Annotated in this window: 16 protein-coding genes; 9 read left to right on the forward strand and 7 right to left on the reverse strand. The window is 70.7% G+C overall.

Annotated features, from left to right (window positions below; genetic code table 11):
• Positions 1–375: 375 nt before the first annotated feature.
• The 4 genes from OO70_RS31440 (at position 376) to OO70_RS56225 (ending at position 4,769) form a co-directional block, all read left to right on the forward strand.
• Complete coding sequence (locus OO70_RS31440) at positions 376–1,365, forward strand: AraC family transcriptional regulator (protein ID WP_234336989.1); 990 nt, start codon at positions 376–378, stop codon at positions 1,363–1,365.
• Positions 1,366–1,535: 170 nt separating this feature from the next.
• Positions 1,536–2,090, forward strand: a complete 555-nt coding sequence (locus tag OO70_RS31445) for a DUF3455 domain-containing protein (protein WP_043678484.1) — start codon at positions 1,536–1,538, stop codon at positions 2,088–2,090.
• A gap of 108 nt (positions 2,091–2,198) precedes the next feature.
• A complete protein-coding gene (locus OO70_RS51375; protein ID WP_051741777.1) occupies positions 2,199–3,725 on the forward strand; it encodes a serine/threonine-protein kinase in 1,527 nt (508 codons plus the stop codon).
• 105 nt (positions 3,726–3,830) lie between these two features.
• Positions 3,831–4,769 carry a helix-turn-helix domain-containing protein gene (locus OO70_RS56225; protein WP_063749752.1) on the forward strand — a complete coding sequence of 313 codons (939 nt, stop codon included), beginning with the start codon at positions 3,831–3,833 and terminating at the stop codon, positions 4,767–4,769.
• On the opposite strand, the gene OO70_RS31460 is transcribed toward OO70_RS56225, so the two are convergent.
• Positions 4,755–6,833 carry an AAA family ATPase gene (locus OO70_RS31460; RefSeq protein ID WP_043678488.1) on the reverse strand — a complete coding sequence of 693 codons (2,079 nt, stop codon included), beginning with the start codon at positions 6,831–6,833 and terminating at the stop codon, positions 4,755–4,757. The two genes, OO70_RS56225 and OO70_RS31460, sit on opposite strands and share 15 nt — an antisense overlap.
• A 328-nt stretch (positions 6,834–7,161) precedes the next feature.
• Between OO70_RS31460 and OO70_RS31465 the strand changes: the two genes are divergently transcribed.
• On the forward strand, positions 7,162–8,421 hold the full coding sequence (locus OO70_RS31465) for an alpha/beta hydrolase (protein ID WP_043678490.1): 1,260 nt from the start codon (positions 7,162–7,164) through the stop codon (positions 8,419–8,421).
• A gap of 7 nt (positions 8,422–8,428) precedes the next feature.
• On the opposite strand, the gene OO70_RS31470 is transcribed toward OO70_RS31465, so the two are convergent.
• Positions 8,429–8,893: a cupin domain-containing protein gene (locus tag OO70_RS31470; protein WP_043678493.1), complete on the reverse strand. Its 465-nt coding sequence runs from the start codon at positions 8,891–8,893 to the stop codon at positions 8,429–8,431.
• 176 nt (positions 8,894–9,069) lie between these two features.
• Between OO70_RS31470 and OO70_RS31475 the strand changes: the two genes are divergently transcribed.
• Entirely contained in the window at positions 9,070–9,684 is a 615-nt protein-coding gene (locus tag OO70_RS31475; protein ID WP_043678495.1) for a TetR/AcrR family transcriptional regulator, read from the forward strand.
• A gap of 72 nt (positions 9,685–9,756) precedes the next feature.
• On the opposite strand, the gene OO70_RS31480 is transcribed toward OO70_RS31475, so the two are convergent.
• The gene (locus OO70_RS31480; RefSeq protein ID WP_043678497.1) at positions 9,757–10,815 is read right to left on the reverse strand and encodes a lysylphosphatidylglycerol synthase transmembrane domain-containing protein; all 1,059 of its coding nucleotides are present in this window, start codon (positions 10,813–10,815) and stop codon (positions 9,757–9,759) included.
• Positions 10,816–11,042: 227 nt separating this feature from the next.
• Between OO70_RS31480 and OO70_RS31485 the strand changes: the two genes are divergently transcribed.
• Complete coding sequence (locus tag OO70_RS31485) at positions 11,043–12,521, forward strand: glycoside hydrolase family 3 N-terminal domain-containing protein (RefSeq protein WP_043678500.1); 1,479 nt, start codon at positions 11,043–11,045, stop codon at positions 12,519–12,521.
• 3 nt (positions 12,522–12,524) lie between these two features.
• Here OO70_RS31485 and OO70_RS31490 read toward each other — a convergent pair whose 3' ends face one another.
• Entirely contained in the window at positions 12,525–13,793 is a 1,269-nt protein-coding gene (locus OO70_RS31490; RefSeq protein ID WP_043678639.1) for a glycoside hydrolase 5 family protein, read from the reverse strand.
• An 18-nt stretch (positions 13,794–13,811) separates the two neighbouring features.
• On the opposite strand from OO70_RS31490, the gene OO70_RS31495 reads away from it, so the two are divergent.
• The gene (locus tag OO70_RS31495; RefSeq protein ID WP_051741780.1) at positions 13,812–14,822 is read left to right on the forward strand and encodes an N-acetylglucosamine kinase; all 1,011 of its coding nucleotides are present in this window, start codon (positions 13,812–13,814) and stop codon (positions 14,820–14,822) included.
• Positions 14,819–17,041 carry a glycoside hydrolase family 3 N-terminal domain-containing protein gene (locus OO70_RS31500; protein ID WP_106971790.1) on the forward strand — a complete coding sequence of 741 codons (2,223 nt, stop codon included), beginning with the start codon at positions 14,819–14,821 and terminating at the stop codon, positions 17,039–17,041. The genes OO70_RS31495 and OO70_RS31500 overlap by 4 nt, the downstream gene beginning before the upstream one ends.
• On the opposite strand, the gene OO70_RS31505 is transcribed toward OO70_RS31500, so the two are convergent.
• The 3 genes from OO70_RS31505 to OO70_RS31515 are packed head-to-tail and all read right to left on the reverse strand — an operon-like array spanning position 17,031 to position 20,295.
• Complete coding sequence (locus tag OO70_RS31505) at positions 17,031–17,912, reverse strand: carbohydrate ABC transporter permease (protein WP_043678502.1); 882 nt, start codon at positions 17,910–17,912, stop codon at positions 17,031–17,033. The genes OO70_RS31500 and OO70_RS31505 overlap by 11 nt on opposite strands.
• The gene (locus OO70_RS31510; protein WP_043678505.1) at positions 17,909–18,925 is read right to left on the reverse strand and encodes a carbohydrate ABC transporter permease; all 1,017 of its coding nucleotides are present in this window, start codon (positions 18,923–18,925) and stop codon (positions 17,909–17,911) included. The genes OO70_RS31505 and OO70_RS31510 overlap by 4 nt, the downstream gene beginning before the upstream one ends.
• Positions 18,925–20,295: an extracellular solute-binding protein gene (locus tag OO70_RS31515; protein ID WP_043678506.1), complete on the reverse strand. Its 1,371-nt coding sequence runs from the start codon at positions 20,293–20,295 to the stop codon at positions 18,925–18,927. The genes OO70_RS31510 and OO70_RS31515 overlap by 1 nt, the downstream gene beginning before the upstream one ends.
• Positions 20,296–20,360 lie beyond the last annotated feature (65 nt).

The raw sequence follows: 20,360 nt of genomic DNA on the forward strand, positions 1-20,360 counted from the left end.
CGTCTGCGTCCCGCGCGTCCCGGGTGGGGCGCGCGGCGGTGGCCCGCCCCGGATCGTGCGCGCCCTTGTCGGCGGATGGACAACCGGCAACGAGGCATCTCTCCACACTCCTGTCCGTTCCCATGTCTCCGCCGCGCGCCAGTCCGGCCGGCGGAGTCTTCCGTAGAGGAGACCGGCGCCCTTCGTGCCGGACAACGGAAACGCGGACGGCAATACGGACTTCGCCGCTGTGCCCCGTGGCGCTCATGTTCTGTTCGGACGCCGCTGTGGTCCAAGTGCCTGCAGTGCCGCTCCTCCTAGGCTCCGGCGGGAGTGGGTCGGCCCGGGCGGTTCCGGGTGCGGTGCGGCCCTGTGCACACGAAGGACGAGAGATCCGTGAACCAAGAGAGCTCCAGCTGCGCGGTCGCCGACTCCCGTGTCCGTACGGCCTGTTCGGCCGGTGCGGGCGTGGACGTCCTGAGCGAGGCGATCGGCAGTGTGCGGACCGGGCGGGCCGAGGCCTGCCGGGTGCGGAGGTCGGGCTCCTGGGGCGTACGGTTCCCGGCCTTCACGGGCAGCGGGTTCCATGTCCTCCTGCGCGGCGGCGCCTGGCTGATCACGGCCACCGGCCGGCCCCGTGCGCTCGCGGCCGGCGATGTCGTCCTCACCCCGTCCGGCGCGGAGTTCGGGCTCAGCCACGCGCCGGGCGCGCTCGGGGAGTTGCCCCCGGCGGACGGGACCGCAAGCGAGGCCCTGCGCGGTCCCGATCCGGGCGACGCGGAGTTCCTCGCCGGCGCGTACCGACTCGACCACGGCCAAGTGCACCCCTATCTGCGGGCGTTGCCCGAGGTGCTCGTCGTATCGCCGGGCCATGACCTGCAACTGCGGTTGCTGACCGACCTGTTGGCGGCGGACGTGTCCGACACCCGTCCGGGCGGCGGAGCAACCCGCCCCGCGTTACTGGACCTTCTGCTGACCCATGCCCTGCGCCGGTGGCTGGAGCAGAACCGCGACTCCGACCGGCCGGAGATCTGCGATCCCGTGATCTCCGTGGCCTTGCGCGAGATCCATACGAGCCTGCACAAGCCGTGGACCGTGCGGCAACTCGGCGCGAGCGTGGGGATGTCACGGACGGCGTTCACCAAACGGTTCACCACGCTCGTCGGCACACCGCCCATGACCTATCTGACCGGTCGGCGGCTCAGCCACGGAGCGCGGCTGCTGAGGGAGACCAGGTCGCCGCTGGCGACGATCGCCCGACAGGTCGGCTACTCCACGGAGTTCGCGTTCGGGGCCGCCTTCCGTCGGGAGTACGGGATCTCGCCCGGCCGGTTCCGCGACCTGGAGTCCCGCCGGCCTCGCGGGGGCACAGGGCACCGCAAGTGAGCAGCGGTGGCCATAAGTCGATCAGAAGTTGGCAACCCGGGCGTGAGTATTCGCCCGCACATCGCGTTTGTTCCCCCGTACATTGCGGCAGCGGGGCCGAAGATCATCTGATCGGCCCGGAAGTCCGGATACCCGCGACCCTGTTCAGAAATTGCTCTGGAGACATACCGATGAAGATCGCCAGACGTCTCATCCTCAGCACCGCGGCCCTCACCGCGGTGACCGCCGGCACGCTCGTGAGCGCGACCGTCGGCCAGGCCGCCACCCCGCAGCCGCCCCTCCGCCTCGGCGTCACCGTGCCCGACGCGCTGAAGGTCCCCGACGGCAACAAGCTCACCGGCGTCTTCTCCGCCGCCGGCGTCCAGACCTACACCTGCACCAACGCCGCCTGGACGCTGCTGGAGCCGGCCGCGACCCTGTGGGCCAAGAACGACCGTTCCAAGCGCTCCGTCGCCCTGCACTCCCGCGGCCCCGTGTGGGTGTCCACGGTGGACGGCAGCGCCGTCAACGGCTCCGCGATCGCCAACTCGCCCAAGACCGGCACCATCCCCGAACTGCTGCTGAAGTCCACCGCCACGCGCGGTACCGGCGTCTTCGCCGACGTCTCCTACATCCAGCGCCTCAACACGCACGGCGGTGTCGCCCCGGCCGGCGCCTGCACGGGCACCGACCAGGTGAGCGTCCAGTACTCCGCCACCTACGCGTTCTACAAGCCCGCCAAGTAACACGGCAGGCAGCGCCGAGGCAGTGGCCGCCCGGGTGATCCGGGGGCCGCTGCCGCGCTGCTTCCCGGGCAGGAGCACCCGCGACCCGAAGGAAACGTGAGAGAGCCCGTGACATCCGGAGACGGCGAGCACCAGGCGGCGACGCACGCGCAGCGCGGTCCGCAGCGGCTGATCGCCGGGCGGTACCAGCTGCACGACGTCCTCGGCCGAGGCGGCATGGGCACCGTGTGGCGTGCCCACGACCAGCTGCTGGACCGCCCGGTCGCCGCCAAGGAACTGCACATCCTCACCCACGGCGACGAGGAGCACCGCATCCGCGTGCGCCGCGCGATCCGTGAGGCCCGCGCGGTCGCCCGTGTGCCGCACCCCCATGTGGTCGGCGTCCATGACCTGGTCGAGTACGAGGACCGGCTGTGGATCGTCATGGAACTCGTCCAGGGCCCCTCGCTCGCTCAGAGCATCGCCGGGACCGGACTCCTCACACCGCAGCACGCCGCCGCCCTCGGGCTGCAACTCCTCGACGCCCTGGAGGCCGTGCACGCGGCCGGCACTCTGCACCGCGACGTCAAACCCGCCAACGTCCTGCTGCGCCCCGACGGCAGCGCCGTCCTCACCGACTTCGGCATCGCGGCCCTGGACGACGGCGAGTTCCTGACGACCACCGGTGAACTGGTCGGCTCCCTCGAGTTCATGGCGCCCGAGCGGGTGATGGGCTGGGAGGTCGGCCCCGCCTCCGACCTGTGGTCGCTGGGCGCGACCCTGGCCACCGTCTGCGGCGGACAGTCCCCGTTCCGCAGACCGGCCCGGCCCGCGACCCTGCACGCGGTGGCCTACGAGGCACCCGTCCTGACCGAGCGGCTCGGCCCGCTGCGCCCGGTCGTCGAGGCGCTGCTGCGCAAGTCCCCGGACGACCGCCTCTCGTCGGCGAGCGCGCGGTCCGCGCTACGGCGCGTCGCAGCAGCGGAGTCGGACGCCGGGCCACTGCCGTCGGCGACCGTGCGCGTGTTCTTCTCTCCGGCCGGGTCGCACGAAGCGGACACGATGACGAGCGGCCGTGAGCTGTTCACCCCGACCGAGCGGCACACCACGTCGCTCAACTCCCGGCCCCGGCCGCCCCGTTCATCCCGTGGACGACGGCTGATGTGGGCACTGGCCGGAACGGCCGTACTGGCGGCGGGCGTTGTGGGCGGACTCTTCCTCACCGGCACGCTGCCGCTCAAGGCGGGCCCGAAGACGACGACCACCCGGCAGGTCGTCCAGTCGGCGACCGGCTGGCAGCCGGTGACCGGAGTGACCGTCCGGCGCGGCGACCAGGTCACCGTGCGGTACGTGTCAGGGCAGTGGACCGCCGACTACCGGAACATGCCCATGGCCGGGCCCGCCGGATACGACGCCGCCACCAACAAGTTGCTGGACGGTGCCAAGGACTGCAAGGTCGACGCCAAGGCCCCCTTCGCCACCCTGCTCGCCCAGCTCAAGGGCCAAAAGGCCTTCCCCGTCTACTCGGTGGGCCAGAAACTCACCTTCCGCGCGACCGGTAACGGGACCCTCCAACTGGGCATGAACGACCTCGCCGGGTCCTGCTCCGCCGACAACAAGGGCACGATGACGGTACGGGTGAGCGTCACGCACTGATTCCCCGCCGAGCCGTTTTGCCCTTCCCTCCGAAGTGGAGGAAGGTCGGCGCACGGTACGCGGCGCATGCGGGGGGATCGGATGGCGAGAGGCGCGAGCAGCGGGATGTTGTCGGTGGACTCCACCGTCCCGGGCGGCGCACCGCGCGGATTCGACGGCTTCCGACATGGCTGGGAGGGACGCTTCGGCGACGCCTTCCGGCTGCCGACGCTGAGCCCCGGCACGATCGGCGACTGGCGGGTCAGGGGACGCTTCACCAGGGTGCGCGACGTGGCCGCCATGGAGGTCCACTGCGCATCGGCCACGCACAGCGCGGACCGTCCGGGCGGTGACGAGGACCAGGTGCGGATGTACGTGGTGCGGACCGGCGCGTGGCGGCTGGGAGGTCCGCGCGGCCGGGGCGAACGCACCGTACCGGCAGGGCAGTTCCTACTCCGGCACGTCGGGCGCCAGTACGCTTTCGAGGCGGCGCCGCACACCTCCGCGCAGTTTCTCGTCCTGCCCTCCGCCGCGCTCGTCCCGCTGCTCGGCAACCGGGGCGTCACCGGGTCGGCGGACTCGGCGGAGATGCGGTTGCTGACGGCCCACACGAACATGGTCCACGCGACCGTCGCCGACCTCGGCCCGGCAGGGCTGCGCGCCGCCCACAGCACGCTGATCGAGCTGGCCAAGGCGGTGGCGTTACGTCAGTTCGACGACGTGGAGCCCCAGTTGGCCCCCGCCCTCACCCAGGCCGCGAAAGACCTCGCGGACAGCCACCTCACCGACCCCGAACTCTCCCCAGTGCTGCTGGCGCGTCAACTCAACGTCTCCGTACGCACATTGCAGCGGGCCTTCGCGACGACGGGGGAGTCGGTCACCGCCCACATCCGCCACCGACGCCTGGAAGAGGCCCGCCTCGCGCTCACCGCCCCGTACGGCCGCCTGAGCGTCTCCGAACTCGCCGCCCACTGGCAGTTCGCCGACAGCAGCCACTTCATCCGCGCCTTCAAGAAGCGCTACGGCCTGACACCCGCCGCGTACGCCCGCTCAACTCCCCGGTGACGGCTCCTGTTCGGCCCTGATCCGGCCGTGCACCTCCCAGTCCCACACCGTCTCTCGTACCTCGTCCAGGGCCCGGGCCAGATGCCGGCGGTAGGTGCTGAACGCCAGGTTCAGCTTCCGTGCCACGGCGTCCTGCGTGGACGTCGAGTGGTACGTCAGCGTCAGCACGTCGTGCAGATGCCGGGTCCGGGGATGCGCGTTCAGCCGCTGCACGGCCTTGCCGACCAGTTCGCGCAGCGCGGTCTCCGGGTCGCCCTCGCTGAGTTCCTCCACCAGCCGACTGCGCAGCAGCGGGTTGTCGGCGAGCCCGCCGGGGTCGAGCCAGCCGCGCAGCGCCTCCCGCACCGCCGCGTCCGACTCCTCCCGACTCAGCGACGTGAGCCGGGACTTCGGCTTCCCGGCCGCCACCGCCGGCGCCCCGCTGAGCAGGCGCGCGTCTATGCCCTCGGCCCACTCGTCCACCCGCGCCGCCCGCCAGTCGTGGCAGAACAGCCCGTATCCGCGCTCGGCGTGGACGGCCTGGCGGGGCGGCTGGAACATGCCCATGTACGTCATCAGCGGCGCCCAGAACTTCGGTTCGGCGCTGACGAAACAGGACCAGGCGCAGTGCTTGGCGCGCAGCAGCTCGAAGACGATCCGCATGCGCACCAGGTCCCACGACCGCGAGGGGCGGTGGTGGTTCTCCTCGTGCACCATGAAGCGCGCCACACCGAGGTGTTCACCCTGGCGCGGGGGAGTCATCGCGGAGACCAGCTCCCACGCCTCCGCCGTCACCGGGTCGGCCGCCCGCGTCTCGTCGTCCAGCCCGTCGACCCTCAACCAGGCCATGAATCCCAGCAGTTGACCCGTGCCGCAGCGCCGGTGGACGTGGAACGCCTCGGGCTGACGCCTCAACCAGTGGGCGACGGCACGGGCGTTGTCCTCGCCCTCGACCCTGCGGGCCAGCTCGATCAGCGCGGGGGCGTCCTCGGGCCGCATCGGTTCCTCGTGGACGGCGCCTTCGTCGCGGTCGCCCTGGAACTCCCGCAGCCACTGGGCTCTGGACACGATGTGGTTGAACTCGCGGGCGGCCCGCAGGGCTTCCTTCTCCGAGGCGTCGCGGACCCGCTCCACGAGGTGACGGCGCACGGTGCGGTGCATGGCCTTGTACCGCTCCGGATCACGCCAGCGGAAGTCGCTGTCGAGGGCGTCCCGGACCACGTCGTACGGGCACACCCCGAAGGGCCCCGACTTCATGAACGACAACTGCCGTAACCAGGCGAACAGTTCGGTGGCGTCCTCGTCCGGCAGCACCACCCGCAACAACTCCTCCGTGGTGTCCACGACATGGCCGCTCACCTCCAGCGCCCGCCTGTGCGCGGACGAGGGCGGCTTGCCGACGATGTGTGTCAGCAGCCGGTCGACGACCGTACGCAGCGGCGCCCAGAACATCTCCTCCGTCGAGGAGTTGCCGTGGGTCGCGGCCTCGGCGGCCAGGCGCAGGGCGAGCGGATGGCCCGCGGCGAACCGGAGCAGCGCCGAGTGCCGCGAGGGGTCGACGCCTCGTGAGCCGAGCAGGGCTGCCGAGTCCGCGGGCCCCAACTCCCGTAGCGGCACGACCTGGAGGACCTCGCTCCACGCCAGGTCGGCCTTCCAGAGCGGGTCGGGGGCGAGCCGGCCGGCGACGACGACCAGGGCACCGGACGGCAGCCGGGGCAGGAAGCGGTCGCGTATCCACTCCTCGATGTCCCGGTAGCGCTCGAAGTCGTCGACCAGCAGGACAGCGTTGTCCTGCGTGAAGACCTCGGCGGTCGCCGCCTCGAAGGCGGACGGCGAGAGACCGACCGTACGGGCGCTGACGCCGACCACCGGCCGACCCGCCTCGCGTGCCTCCGCGCCGAAACGCTGCAGCAGCGCGCTCTTGCCCATGCCTCCCGGTCCGTGCAGCACGATGACCGTCGGGGTACCGGGTTCTCCGGCCAACGCCCGCCGGAAGAGGGCGAGTTCCTCCTGCCGGCCGACGAAGTACTGCAACCGGGCGGAAGCCAGTCTGTCGGCCAGGACGGCGGAGTCTTCCTTCGCCATGCCGTTCCCTTCCCCGCAGTCGACCTCTTCGGGCCGCTGCGAAACCTACCGGCTCGGGCCGGACGATGCGGCCCCCGTCGACTCAACCAGACCGCCGTATCCCACCGGCCGGTTGCGTACGCCCGCGTATGGATCGGGATCAGCGGAGCATGCGCCGACAGCCGAACACGTCCCGCGTCGCCGTAAACCTGGGACAGGTCCGTCCGGGGAAACACGGCGGGACCCGCTTCTTTGTCCTATTCGTGCTCGTTGAGGAACGCGGAAGGGTCCGTAGCCCTCCTTCTGTGTGAAGGAACGAGCACAGGCAAGGAACCGGGGACTGAGTGGCATGGGTTTGACCAGCGAGACAACCGTTGATGTGGTGGCGGCCGTGGCTGTCGTCTGCGTGGCGCTGCTGGTCTGGGTATGGCCACGGCTCGCCCAGCGCAAGGTGCGGCACGTACTCGGGCGGCTGGCGGCCATCGGAGTGACACAGGTCACGATCATCGCCGCCTTCGCGTGCTGGCTCAACTCGTCGTACCAGTTCTTCGGATCGTGGGACGAGCTCTTCGGCAACACCGACACCGCGCCCGTGGGCGTGACCCAGGCGGCCGACCACAACGGCGGCGCGACCGGCGTCTCCGTGAAGGGCGCGCTGGTGCAGCCCGCCTCCGACGAGCAGCTGAACCGGGTCAGCGGACTGCCCACCGGCAATCCCGCGGTGAACGGCAAGGTGGAGTCGGTGAAGGTCATCGGCCGCCGCACCGGCGTGGTCGACCCGGCGTTCGTCTACCTGCCGCCGCAGTACTTCCAGAAGGCGTACGCCAGGCAGCGCTTCCCCGTGGTCGTCGCGCTCAGCGGCTACCCGGGCAGCATCTTCAACCTCGCGCAGTACCTGCGGGTGTCGCAGACCGCCGGGCAGCTGCAGAGGAGCGGGCAGATGCAGCCGACCATCATGGTGATGATCCGGCCGACGATCGCCCCGCCGCGCGACACCGAGTGCGTGAACGTCCCCGGCGGACCGCAGACCGAGACCTTCCTCGCCAAGGACCTTCCGCAGGCCCTCAAGTCCGCCTACCGGGTCGGGCACGACGCCAGCGCGTGGGGTGTCATGGGGTACTCGTCCGGCGGCAGTTGCGCCCTGCAGCTGACGATGCGCAACCCGCACGTGTACACGACGGCCGCCGCGCTCTCGCCCGACTACCGGGTCAAGGACGACCCCACCACCGGCAACCTCTTCGGCAGCGGACTGGGCCGGGTCAACCGGGTCAACGGGCACGACCTGATGTGGCGGCTGAAGCACCTGCCCGCACCCCAGGTCTCCGTCCTGGTCGCCGAGAGCAAGCACGGCGAGCGGGGCTATCCGCAGACCCTCGCCTTCATCAAGGCCGTCAAGGCGCCCATGCGCGTCGCGTCGATCCTGCCCGAGTCCGGCAGCCACAACTTCCCCACCTGGGTACGGGAGATGCCCGCCGCCCTGAAGTGGATGAACCAGCAACTCACCTTCCCCCAGGACGTCGTGCCCCGGCACCTCCCCAAGAAGAAGAGCCACAGCACCGTGCGCGCCGAGGGCACCGAGCCCAAGCCGACCACGGGCACCCGCAAGTGACATCCCGTCAGGGACGCGCGTAGTCGGTCGAGGGCACGGTGGCATAGTGGCTCATCACCTTGATCGTCGACTCGGCGTCGAGTTCCTGACCGCCGGCGATCATGTCCCGCAGATCGCGGAAGTACTGCACGTACAGGTCGGGCGTGAAGGTGTTGATCATCACCGCGGGTTCGTCGCCCGGGTTGGCGAAGGTGTGCGGGGCGCCGGGCGGGATCATCGCGAGGGTGCCCGCGGGGGCGACGTGCGTGGTCTCGCCGATGGTGAAGTGCACGGTGCCGGAGACGACGTAGAAGCCCTCGTCGTGCTGGGCGTGCCGGTGCTGCGGCGGGCCCTCGGTGTGCGGGGCGAGGGTGATCTCGCCGATGCCCAGACGGTGGCCGGTGGTGCTGCCGTCCTCCAGGATGCGCATGGTGGCCGGGCCCAGGCGGATCGTCTCGCCGTCGTCCGGGCCGACCACGGAAACCTCGTTCATCGCCGACTCCCTCATCTGTTGCTGCTGTCTGTTGTCCGCGCTGTCTGTTGTCCGCCCTCAGGACAGTAGGCGGGAGGCTCTCGTTATGCAAGTGAACTCTCACGATGAGAGCTTGTCGTGATAAAGTCCGGAGGACCGACGGCAACGACGAGCAGATACGGGGATGTGACGCACCGATGGCGACAGCACAGACGGACACGGGCCGCAGCAACCAGAAGAAGCGCACCCGTACGGCGATCGTCGACGCGGCCCGTGCGCTGATCGGCGCGGGCAGCGAGGTGACCATGCCCGCGATCGCCCGCGCCGCCCTGGTCTCCGAGGCCACCGCCTACCGCTACTTCCCCGACCTGCCGTCACTGATCGGCGAGGCCCTGGCCGGCGTCTGGCCCGACCCCGTCGACGCGCTCCGCCCGGTCGCCGACTCCCGCGATCCCGTCGAACGGGTCGCCTTCGCCTGCGAGTTCCTGCTCCGCGGCATACTCGCCCGCCAGGGCGGGGTGCGCGCGATGATGGCCGCGACCATCGTCCGCCCCGACACGGAGAGCATGAGACCCGGCATCCGTTTCGGCCTCATCGACCACGCCCTCGCCCCCCTCGCGGACACCCTCGGGGCGGCGGACCCGGACGCGTTCACCCAGCTCAAGAGGAGCCTCGCGGTGGTCGTCGGCGCGGACGCCCTCTTCACCCTCACCGACCAGCTGGGACTGACCCCCGACGAGGCCGTCGCCAGCGCCGTACGCACGGCGACGACGCTGACGGAGGCGGCGGTGCGGGTGGTGGCGGAGGGTTAGGGGCGGGGCAGGCGCCCGTCGAGGAGCCTGGCCCCTGCCTCTCAACTGTGCGGTGCTGCTACGGCAGTTGGGTCACAGCACCTTCCGATGGACCAGCGCCGACAGCATCAACGCCCCCGGCAGCAACGGCAGCCACACCGTCAGGACGCGGTAGCCGATGACACTCGCCGTGGCCAGGTCCATGGGGGCGCCGAACGCGACCATCGTGAAGACCGTCGCCGCGTCCACGGGACCGATTCCGCCGGGTGCGGGAACGGCTCCGACGGCGGTGCTGGCGGCGAGGAACGCGAGAACCACCTGGGCCCAGGACAGCGGGAGGCCGAGCGAGGCGCCGACCGAGAAGATCACGGTCGCCTGGAGCACCGGGGCGGCGGCCGCCCCGCCCCACAGGGCGAGGATGCGGCTGGGCATGGTGTGCAGCTGTCGTACGTCGGTCAGGGCGGTGCGGACACAGCGGAGGGCCGGGCGGCGCAGGGGAGGCACCACCGTCAGGAGTACGGCGGCCGTGCCGAATGCGATCCCCAGGCCGCCGAAGGCGAGGATCAACGACCAGCCCTGCGGGACGAGTTGGCCCGAGCGCAGGATCTCGGGGAAGGAGATCAGGAAGACGAGGAGGACGAGCGTCTTCGCGATCGGCCTGACCAGGGAGTACAGGGCGAGCGACGCGGTGGCGCGGGCGAGGGGGATGCCGCGGCCCTGGAGGAAGCGCAGCGTCACGGCGTGGGCGCCGATGCTGGCCGGAAGCGCGTGGTTGGCCGCGCCGGCCGCGAACTGCGAGGCGATCAGCAGGCCGGTCGGCAACCGGTCCGGCACGGCACCCTGGCGGACGAGGGCGGCGGTGCCCCAGCCGAGGCAGGTGAAGAAGAACGCGGCGAGCAGCCACCAGGGATCGGCGGAGGCGAGCCGCGTCGTGCCGTCGTACATGGCACGCCAGTCGACCGCCGCCCACACCGCGATCAGCAGCAGGGGCAGCAGCGTCAGCACCCTGGTGACGAGGCGCGCCGCGGACGGGAGGCGGAAGGGGACGGGGGTGGGTGCGGGTACGGGTACGGGGACAGGAGGAGTGGGATCGGGGCCGGCGGTGGAGGCGGGGAGCGGCCCGGGGATGTCTTCGAGCGGAAGCAGGGACACGAGGCGAAACGTTCCCATCCGGTATGACGTCGTGGTGTCCGGAAGCGGAAGGCGCGCGGGCGGGTGGGCGACGCGGACGGCGTGAACGACGTGAATGGCGTGAATCGCGCGGGTGGGTGTGCCATCCGCTCCTCCGTGGCATACCCGGGGCCGCCCGAGATCATTGCCTGAATCAACAATCCATCGGTTTGTTGACTTCCGGCTGATCGAGCCATTTGAATTCCATTATGACCCATGCCGAGCGCCCGTCCGCCGCCGCCACCGCCCTTCCCCTCGACCTCGACGAGGCGGCCCACCGCTGTCTGGTCGCCGGGTTCGACGGCGCGACGACCGTGCCGGACCCGCTCAAGCGGCTCATCGACCGCGGCCTCGGCGGGGTCATCCTGTTCACCCGCAACGTCCGGGACGCCGAGCAGGTACGCCGGCTCACCGACGAACTCCGCGCCCTCCGCCCGGACCTGCTCGTGGCGATCGACAACGAGGGCGGCGGCATAGGGCATTTGGTGAGCGCCGGCGCCCCGGACGTCCCCGGCTCCTACGCCCTCGGCGTCGTCGACGACCCCGCCCTGACCGCCCGGTGCGCCGACGCGCTCGCCGGCCACCTCACCACCCTCGGCATCACCGCCTCCTACGCCCCCGTCGCCGACCTCCAGCACCAGCCGCGCAACCCGATCGTGCGCACCCGCTCCTTCGGCGCCGACCCCGCCCTGGCCGCCCGCCACCTGCGCGCCTGGATCACCGCCACCGAGGCACGCGGCGTCGCCTCCTGCGCCAAGCACTTCCCGGGCCACGGCGGCACGATCACCGACAGCCACCACGGCATCGCCGTCGACCCGCGGCCGTACGACGAACTCCTCGTCGATCTCGAACCGTTCCGCGCGTCCATCGCCGCGGGCGTGCCGATGCTGATGAGCGCCCATGTCGTCTTCCCTGCCCTGGACGCCAACCGCCCCGCCACCCTGAGCCGCCGCATCCTCGGCGACCTGCTCCGCCTCGAACTGGGCTTCGACGGCGTCCTCGTGAGCGACGCGCTGGAGATGAAGGCGATCGCCGACGCGTACGGCGAAGCGGCCGGCGCCCGCATCGCCCTCGCCGCCGGAGCGGACCAAGTCATCGTCGCCGTACCGGACTTGGAGGTCACCCTGGCCTGCCGGGACGCCGTGCTCGACGCGCTGCACTCGCAGGTGCTGTCGGAGGAACGGGTGCGGGAGGCGGCCGGACGGGTGCGCCGGCTCGCCGAGAGGTACGCGAACCCGCGCCGGACCGTGGCCGGTTGGGACGCCGACGCCGGACTGGAGGCGGCCCGCCGCGCCGTACGCACCCGGCCCCTGCCGCAACCGGTGCGCGGCGCCCACGTCGTCGACCTGTTCCCGGCCCCGCACCCCGCCCTCAACTGGGGCGGCGAGGACCTCCTCACCGAACTCCGCGCACTCGACCCCACCGCCACCGGCACCGCACTCAACGCGGAACCGACCGACCCCGCCGCCCTCGTCGACACGATCCTGCGCGAGGACGCCCCGCTGGTCGTCGCCACCTCCGACGCCGGCCTGCACCCCTGGCAGGCCCGACTGCGCGACACGCTGGCGGCCCGGCGCCCCGATGCCGTACTGGTCGACACCGGGCTGCCGGAGAGCGGCGCCCTCTGCTCCTACGGGCGGGGCAGGGTCAACCTGCGGGCCGTCGCCGAGGTGCTGACGGGCGCATGACCGTCATGGCAGCTGTACGACTTCCTTGATGCCCCGCGCCGCCAAGTACGCCTGGTCATCGGCCCGTTCGGCGAGGACCACCGCCGGGCGGAGGCCCTGGGTGCGCAACCGCATCCACTCCTCGAAGTACGCGCCCCCAGGGCCGGACACCGACCGGGTGGCCGGCGTGCAGTCCAACACCAGTGCCGTGTCGCGGAGTTGGACGGTGTGCGGCTCGGCGATCGCCTCGGCGAAGGCTTCGGCGATCGGCTTCGGACGGCCCGCCGAGTCGAACAGGCCCAGCGTGTACTCGAGTTCGGGGTAGTCGGCGAGCGCGCGGTCCACGTCGTGCGAGCACCACCAGGTCACGCCCCACAGCCCCTCGCACTCCGCCGCGTTCCGCACGGTCGCGCGCGCGAACTCCGGGGCGTCGGCCGCCGGGATGTGCGGCTCGGGCGCGCCGGTCTCCTGGACCCAGACGGGTCGGGCCGGGTCGGTGGCGTAGGCCTTCGCCAACTCCGTTCCGTACTCGGCGAGATGCAGCACCTGCGGGGAGCGCGGGCCGTAACGGCGGGCGCAGTCGCCGGAGAACACCCACGGGTGGACGGTGGTCAGATCGCCCTTGCGGGCCGAGGCCTCCGGGGTGAACGGGTGCTCGTCGCCGTACCAGGCGGCGTCGTACGCGGAGTGCGTGACCAGCCGGTCCGGCGGCAGGTGCTCGCGCGCGGCGGCCAGCAGCGTGTCGAGATAGTGGTCGACCTCGTCGGCCGTCACCGGGTTGTGCTCCACCAAGTTGTTGAGCTCGTTGCCGAGTTGGAGGCCGATCAGGTTCGGGCGGTCGGCGAGGGCGCTGCCCAGGGTGCGCAGCAACTCGGCCTGGGCCGTGATCGCTTCCGGGTCGGTGAACACATTGCGGTGGTGCCAGCTGCGGGTCCACTCCGGGTAGAAGTCGAAGCTCGACAGATGACCCTGGACACCGTCCACGAGGACGTCGAGGCCCGCCTCGCCCGCCAGGTCGACCAGGTGCACCAGCTGGTCCACGGCGGTCCTGCGGATCAGCGTGCGGTTGGGCTGGAGCAGCGGCCAGAGATGGAAGATCCGGACGTGGTCCAGGCCGAGCCCGGCTATCTGGGCCAGATCCTCGCGGGCGTGCGCCGGGTCGAAGTCGTGCCAGGAGTGGAACCAACCGCGGCGCGGCGTGTAGTTGACGCCGAAGCGGAGCGTAGGAATGGGATCCTCCCCAGGTTCGGTCTTGTCTCTTGCCCTGCTCGCTCTTGTTCTGGGCGAATGTATCAACCACCATAGTCAGTGATGAGCAATGATTTGAACCAGGAATTCGTCGGCGATCTGGTCGTCGGCCTCGATGCCGGCGGCACCCGCACCCGTGCCGTCCTCGCCGCCGCCGAGGACGGGCGCTCCCTCGGCGAGGGCGCCGCCGGACCCGGCAACGCCCTGACCGTCCCGGTGCCGCGCCTCACCGACCATCTGGCAGAGGCCCTCGCGCTGACGGTGCCCGAGTGGGCACGCGCCCGTGTGGTCGCCGTGGCCGGCGGCTTCGCGGGCGCCACGGCGGCCTCCACCGAGGAGCCGGGACACGTCAACGCCCGCACCGCCCTCACAGCCGCGCTCAATCGCCTGGGCATCCCGGCCGACCGGATCCGCGTGTGCAGCGACATCGAGGCGGCCTTCGCCTCTGCCCCCGGCACCCCGGCCGACGGCCTCGCCCTGGTCGCCGGCACCGGCGCGGTCGCCCTGCGCATCACCGACCGCCGCTCCACGGCCACCGTGGACGGCGACGGCTGGCTCCTCGGCGACGACGGCAGCGGCTTCTGGATCGGGCGGAGCGCGGTACGGGCGGCACTGCGCATGGCGGACGGGCGGGGAGCCGAGACGGCGCTGGCCGGATCGGTCGGCCAGGCGCTGGGAGTGCCGGACGAGGTACTACCGGGCAACGGCGACTGGTCCCGCGCCCACCGCGAGGCCTACCGCATGCACGTACTCCCCGCCGTGATGGCCGAACTCCCCATCCGTCTCGCCCGGTTCGCCCCGCTGGTGGTCGAGGCCGCCGGCGAAAAGGACACCGTGGCGCAACAGATCCTCGACGAGGCGGCAGACCAACTGACCGACACGGTACGGGCGTTGAAACCTGGCCCCGGCGAGCGGATCGTCGCCACCGGTGGCCTGCTCGGGCCCGAAGGTCCGCTGACGAACCCCCTCACCGCCCGCCTCCACACCCTCGGCCTGACCCTCGACTGGGTACCCGACGGCTGCCGCGGCGCCGTCGCCCTCGCCCGGCTCGCCCACGACGGTGACACCCGATGACCGACACCACCACCCCCCTCTATCGCGACCCCAACACCCCTGTGGACACCCGGGTTTCCGATCTCCTCGCCCGGATGACCCTGCGCGAGAAGGTCGGCCAGCTCAACCAGCGGATGTACGGCTGGGACGCCTACCGCCGCACTCCCGAGGGCTACGAACTCACCGACGCCCTCCGCGCCGAGACCGACCGCTTCGCCGGACTCGGCGCGCTCTACGGCCTGTTCCGCGCCGACGCCTGGTCCGGCGTCGACCACACCAACGGACCCGGCGCCCAAGACAGCGCCGCCCTGGCCGAGTTGGTGCAACGCCATGTGATCGAGAGCAGTCGGCTCGGCATCCCGGCACTGTTCGTCGAGGAGGTGCCGCACGGCCACATGGCACTGGACGGCACGGTCCTCCCGGTCAACCTGGCCGTCGGCGCCACGTGGGATCGCGAGCTGTACGAGCGCGCCGCCGCCCATGCCGCCGCCGAACTCCGCGCCCGTGGCGGCCATGTGGCCCTCGTCTCCGCCCTGGACATCGCCCGTGACCCGCGCTGGGGCCGCACGGAGGAGTGCTTCGGCGAGGACCCGTACCTCGCCGCCCGCCTCACCGAGGCACTCGTCAGAGGTATGCAGGGCGATACGAGCGCCGGGTTCGCCCCCGACAAGGCCCCCGTCGTCCTCAAGCACTTCGCCGGACAGGGCGCCACCGTCGGCGGCCGCAACTCGGCCGAGTCCGAACTCGGCCTCCGTGAACTCCACGAGATCCACCTCCCCGCCGCCCGCGCCGGAGTCCGTGCCGGGGCCGCCGCCCTCATGTCCGCGTACAACGAGGTCGACGGTCTGCCCTGCTCCGGCAACCGCGCCCTGCTCACCCAACTCCTGCGCGAGGAGTGGGGTTTCGAAGGCCTGGTCATGGCCGACGGCCTCGCCGTGGACCGACTGGCCCGCATCACCGGCGACAAGATCTCGGCGGGCGCCCTCGCGCTCAACGCCGGTGTCGACCTCAGCCTCTGGGACGAGGGCTTCACCCACCTGGAGGAGGCGGTCGAGCGGGGCCTGGTGGCCGAGGAGACCATCGACACCGCCGTGGCCCGCGTGCTCCGCCTGAAGTTCCTCCTCGGCCTCTTCGAACGGCCCTACAGCACAGGCGAGTTCCCTTCCCCGCAACAGGGCAGAGAGCTGAGCACGGCCCTCGCCCGAGCCGCGGTCACCCTCCTCCGTAACGACGGCGATGTCCTGCCGATCCCGTCGACCGTCTCCCGCATCGCGGTCATCGGCCCCCAATCCGCCACCGCCGCACACCAGTTGGGCGACTACACGGCACCCCAGCTATTCGGTGTCAGCGTCCTCGAAGGCCTACGGCAACTCGCCCCGCCCGGCACCGACATCCGCCACGCCCACGGCTGTGCCCTCACCGGCGACGACCTCTCCGGCATCCCCGAGGCGGTCGCCGCGGCAGCCGCCTCCGACCTGGCCGTCCTGGTGCTGGGCGGCAGCAGCGCCCGTACCCCCGACACGGACTTCGACGCCAACGGGGCGGCACGGAACGCCGTTTCGGAGATGACCTGCGGCGAGGGAGCCGACCTCGCGGGCCTGAGCCTCGGCCGCGCCCAGCACGCACTCCTCGACGCCGTCACCGCGACCGGCACACCCACAGCGGTCGTCCTGATCCAGGGCCGCCCGCATGTCGTCCCCGAACGAGCGGGCGCCCTGCTCACCGCCTGGTACCCCGGCCCGTGGGGCGGCGAGGCCATCGCCGAGATACTGCTCGGCCGAGCGGAACCGACCGGCCGCCTGCCCGTCTCCATGCCCCGCTCGGTCGCCCAACTCCCCGTCCACTACAACCACAAGGACATCGAGTACGGCGGTTACGTGGATGCCGACGCAGAGCCGCGCTACTCCTTCGGGCACGGGTTGTCGTACACGAGCTTCGCGTACGGTCCGCCTCACGTGTCAGGGGACACCGTCGAGGTCGAAGTCACCAACACTGGGAAGCGGCCCGGGCGTTCGGTCGTCCAGCTGTACATCCGTCGGCTGATCACGCCGGTCTGGCCGCGCACGCTCGAACTGCACGCCTTCCAGGGCGTCGAGTTGGCGCCGGGCGAGAGCCGTAGGGTCGAGATCCCCTTCGGCACCGACCAGTTCGATCAGGTCGGTGCCGTGGAGATCCGTGTCGCTCAGTCCGCCAGGGCGGCGCTCGCCGTCGAACCCCTCGTCGTACGCCTCAGAGCTTGACGGCTCCCGCCGACACGCCCTTGTAGAACCAGCGTTGGGTGATGACGAACAGCACAAGGACCGGGATCACGGAGATCACCGAACCGGCCATCACCACGCGCTGGTCGTAGCCGAACGACGAACTCTGCAGCCGGGAGAGGCCCAGTGTCAGCGTCATGTGGTCCTCGGAGCGCAGCACGATGAGCGGCCAGAGGAAGTCGTCCCAGGCGCTGATGAAGGTGTTGATGGTGACCACCAGGATCGCGCCCCACGCGGACGGGAGATAGAGGTAGCGGAAGCGTTGCCACTCGCTCGCGCCGTCCAGCATCCCCGAGTCCTCGATCTCGCGCGGTACGGCCAGGAACGCGCCGCGCATCAGCAGGACGTTGATCGCGCCGACGAAGCCGGGCAGCCACACGCCGACCACGTTGTCGACCAGGCCGAGGTCGCGGATGCTCAGGAACAGCGACACCATGATCGACTCGAAGGGGAACATCATGGAGGCGACGAGGAGGATCCAGACCGCCCTGCGGCCCTTCCAGGCGGGCTTGGAGAGCATGTAGCCGGCGGTGGTGGAGAACAACAACTGGCTGCCGACCGACAGGAGTACGACGATCAGGCTGTTCTTGATGTACGTCGCGACCGGGACCTGGCTGAAGACCTCGCGGTAGGCGCGCAGGGTCGGGTGGTGCGGCAGCAGGGAGGCGTTCGCGCCGAAGACGTCCTCGCCGGTGCCCTTGAGCGAGGCCAGGAACTGCCAGATCAGTGGGCCGACGGTGAGGCCCAGGACCAGGAGCAACAGCAGGTAGCGGACGAGGAGTTCGCGGGGGCGGCCGTAGTCCCGCCAATGCGGTGTCAGACGCCGGGACTTGGGGTGCACTGCGGTCGTCATGACTCGTCCTCCTTCGTCAGGCGCTGCGCCAGCAGGGTCAGGCCCAGGGTCAGGACGAACAGCGCCACGCTCACCGCCGAGCCGTAACCGGCGTTTCCGGTGATGGGGTCCAGGCCGACGTCCCGGATGTAGAAGGGCAGCGTGCGGTCGGCGCCGCCGGGGCCTCCGGTGGAGCTGCCGAGCATGTAGATCTCGGTGAACACGCGCAGCGAGCCGATGCCGGTGAGGGTGCCGACCAGCATCATCGCCTGCCGTACGCCGGGCACGGTGATGTGCCAGAAGCGGCGGGCGGCACCGGCGCCGTCCATGGACGCGGCCTCGTGGAGTTCCTTTGGAACGTTCCCGAGGGCGGCCAGATAGAAGACCATGTACCAGCCCAGGCCCTTCCACAGGGTCAGGCCCATCGCGGAGAGCAGGATCAGCCACGAGTCGGACAGGAACGGGATGGCCGACCGGATCAAGTGGGCCTTCTCCAGCCAGGTGTTGACCAGTCCGTCGTCCGCCAGCAGCCACTGCCAGCTCAGTCCGACGACCACGCTGGAGGCGAGCACCGGCGTGTAGAAGGCCGAGCGGAAGAAGCCGATGCCGGGGAGGTTCTTCTCCACCAGGACGGCCAGCAGGAGCGGCAGCAGCACCATCAGGGGGACGACGATCACCGCGTACAGGACGCTGTTGCGGGTCGCCAGCCAGAAGTCCGAATCGTCCAGCATCCGGGTGTAGTTGGAGAGCCCGACGAAGTTCGCGGCACCGCCGAGCGGCTTGGCGTTCGTGAAGGACAGCAGCACGGTGTTGAGGAAGGGGAACACGCCGAACACGGCCGCGCAGACGATCGCTGGAGCGGTCCAAAGCCAGGGCAGCCACCAACGGCGGTACAGCGCCGCTCCGTTGGCGCCGGGAGCGGGACCAGGGAGCACGGCCCGGGCGAGTCGGCGTATGCGGGCCGTGCCCGGTGCGGAGACGACAGCCTCCGCACCGGGCACGGTCACCGGCTTCGCGGTCTGCGTCGCCACCATCAACCAGCCTGCTTCAGCAGCTCGTTGGCCTTCGCCTGGGCGTCCTTGACGGCCTGTGCCGGGCTCTTCTTGCCCTGCATGGCCAACTGCACCTGGGACACGATCGCGTTCTGCACGGCCGGCGAGAGGTTCGTCTGGTAGGCCGTGGTCGTCTTGAGCTGGTCGGCGACCAGCTTGCGGGCCTGCGCGAACTGGTCCGTGCCGCTGACCTTCTGGAAGAACGGGTCGTTGAGCGAGGTGGTGGTCGTCGGGAAGATCACCACGTCCGGGTCCTTGCACCAGGCCGTCTGGTTCTCGGCGTTGGTGAGGTACTCCGCGAACGCCAGGGCGACGGGGGCGTGTTTGCTGGTCGCGGCGACCGAGATGTACTGCGGGGCGCCGGTGGTGTGGCCGAGCGCGTCGAAGGGCTGCTGCCCTACCGCCGTCTTGGCGTAGATCGAGGGGCTGTTCTGCTTCACGAACCGCACATAGCTCGGATTCGTCGAGCCGTAGGCGACCTTGCCCTGCGTGTACGGCGTGGACGGGTCGTTGCTGGAGGACAGCGAGTCCTTCGGCATCGCGCCCTCCTTGTACAGCTTCGCCATCCACGCGACCCACTGGGTGGTGCGCGGATCGTCGGCGAACACGGCCGACTTGCCGTCGCTGGAGAGGGTCTTGATGTTCATCTGGTCGAAGTCCGCCGGGATGCGCCAGATCGGGTTGGCCATCGTCGCGAAGTACTTGCCCTTGGCCGACTTGGCGATCTTCTCGTAGTCGGCGAACAGCCCGAAGACGGTCGTCGGCGGCTTCGCCGGGTCGATGCCGGCCTTCTTCAACAGGTCGGTGTTGTACGTCAGGACGATGCCGCCGGTGTACCAGGGGAGCACGGTGTGCAGCGCGGAGCCCGAGGCGTCCTTGAAGGTGCTGGACTTCCAGAAGGCGGGGACGAACGGCTTGGCGGCCGAGGGGTCCTTGACTCCCAGGTTGAGCAGATAGCCCGCCTTCGTGAGGGCCGTCGCCGTCTCGGAGTTGAGGTTGATCACGTCCGGCAGGGTGCAGGCCTGGGCGTCGGCGACGTTGCGCTGGGTGAAGGTGCTGTCGCCCGGATCGTCGATCCACTTGACCGAGGTCCCGGGGTGAGCCTTCTCGAAGGACTTGATGACCCCGTTGAAGAAACTCCCGAAGTCCTTCTTCAAGTTGGTGGTCTGGAAGGTGATCTTGCCCTTCACCTCGCCGGTGAGCTTCCCGGACCCCACGTTGCCCTTGTCGACGGTGCAGCCGCCCGCCGTGGAGTCGCTGTCGCCCGAACCGCCGGACAGCCCGCAGCCGGCGGCCGTCAGGGTCAGGACGATGATCCCCACCATCGATCCGGTCAGTCTTCCTGTGCGCATCGCTGCCCTCCTGAGCACCAGCCAACAGCTGGTTCAATTAACCAACTTCGACGCCGATTGATGAA

Origin of the sequence: Streptomyces xylophagus (assembly GCF_000716435.1) — a bacterium.
Classification (GTDB): Bacteria; Actinomycetota; Actinomycetes; order Streptomycetales; family Streptomycetaceae; genus Streptomyces; species Streptomyces xylophagus.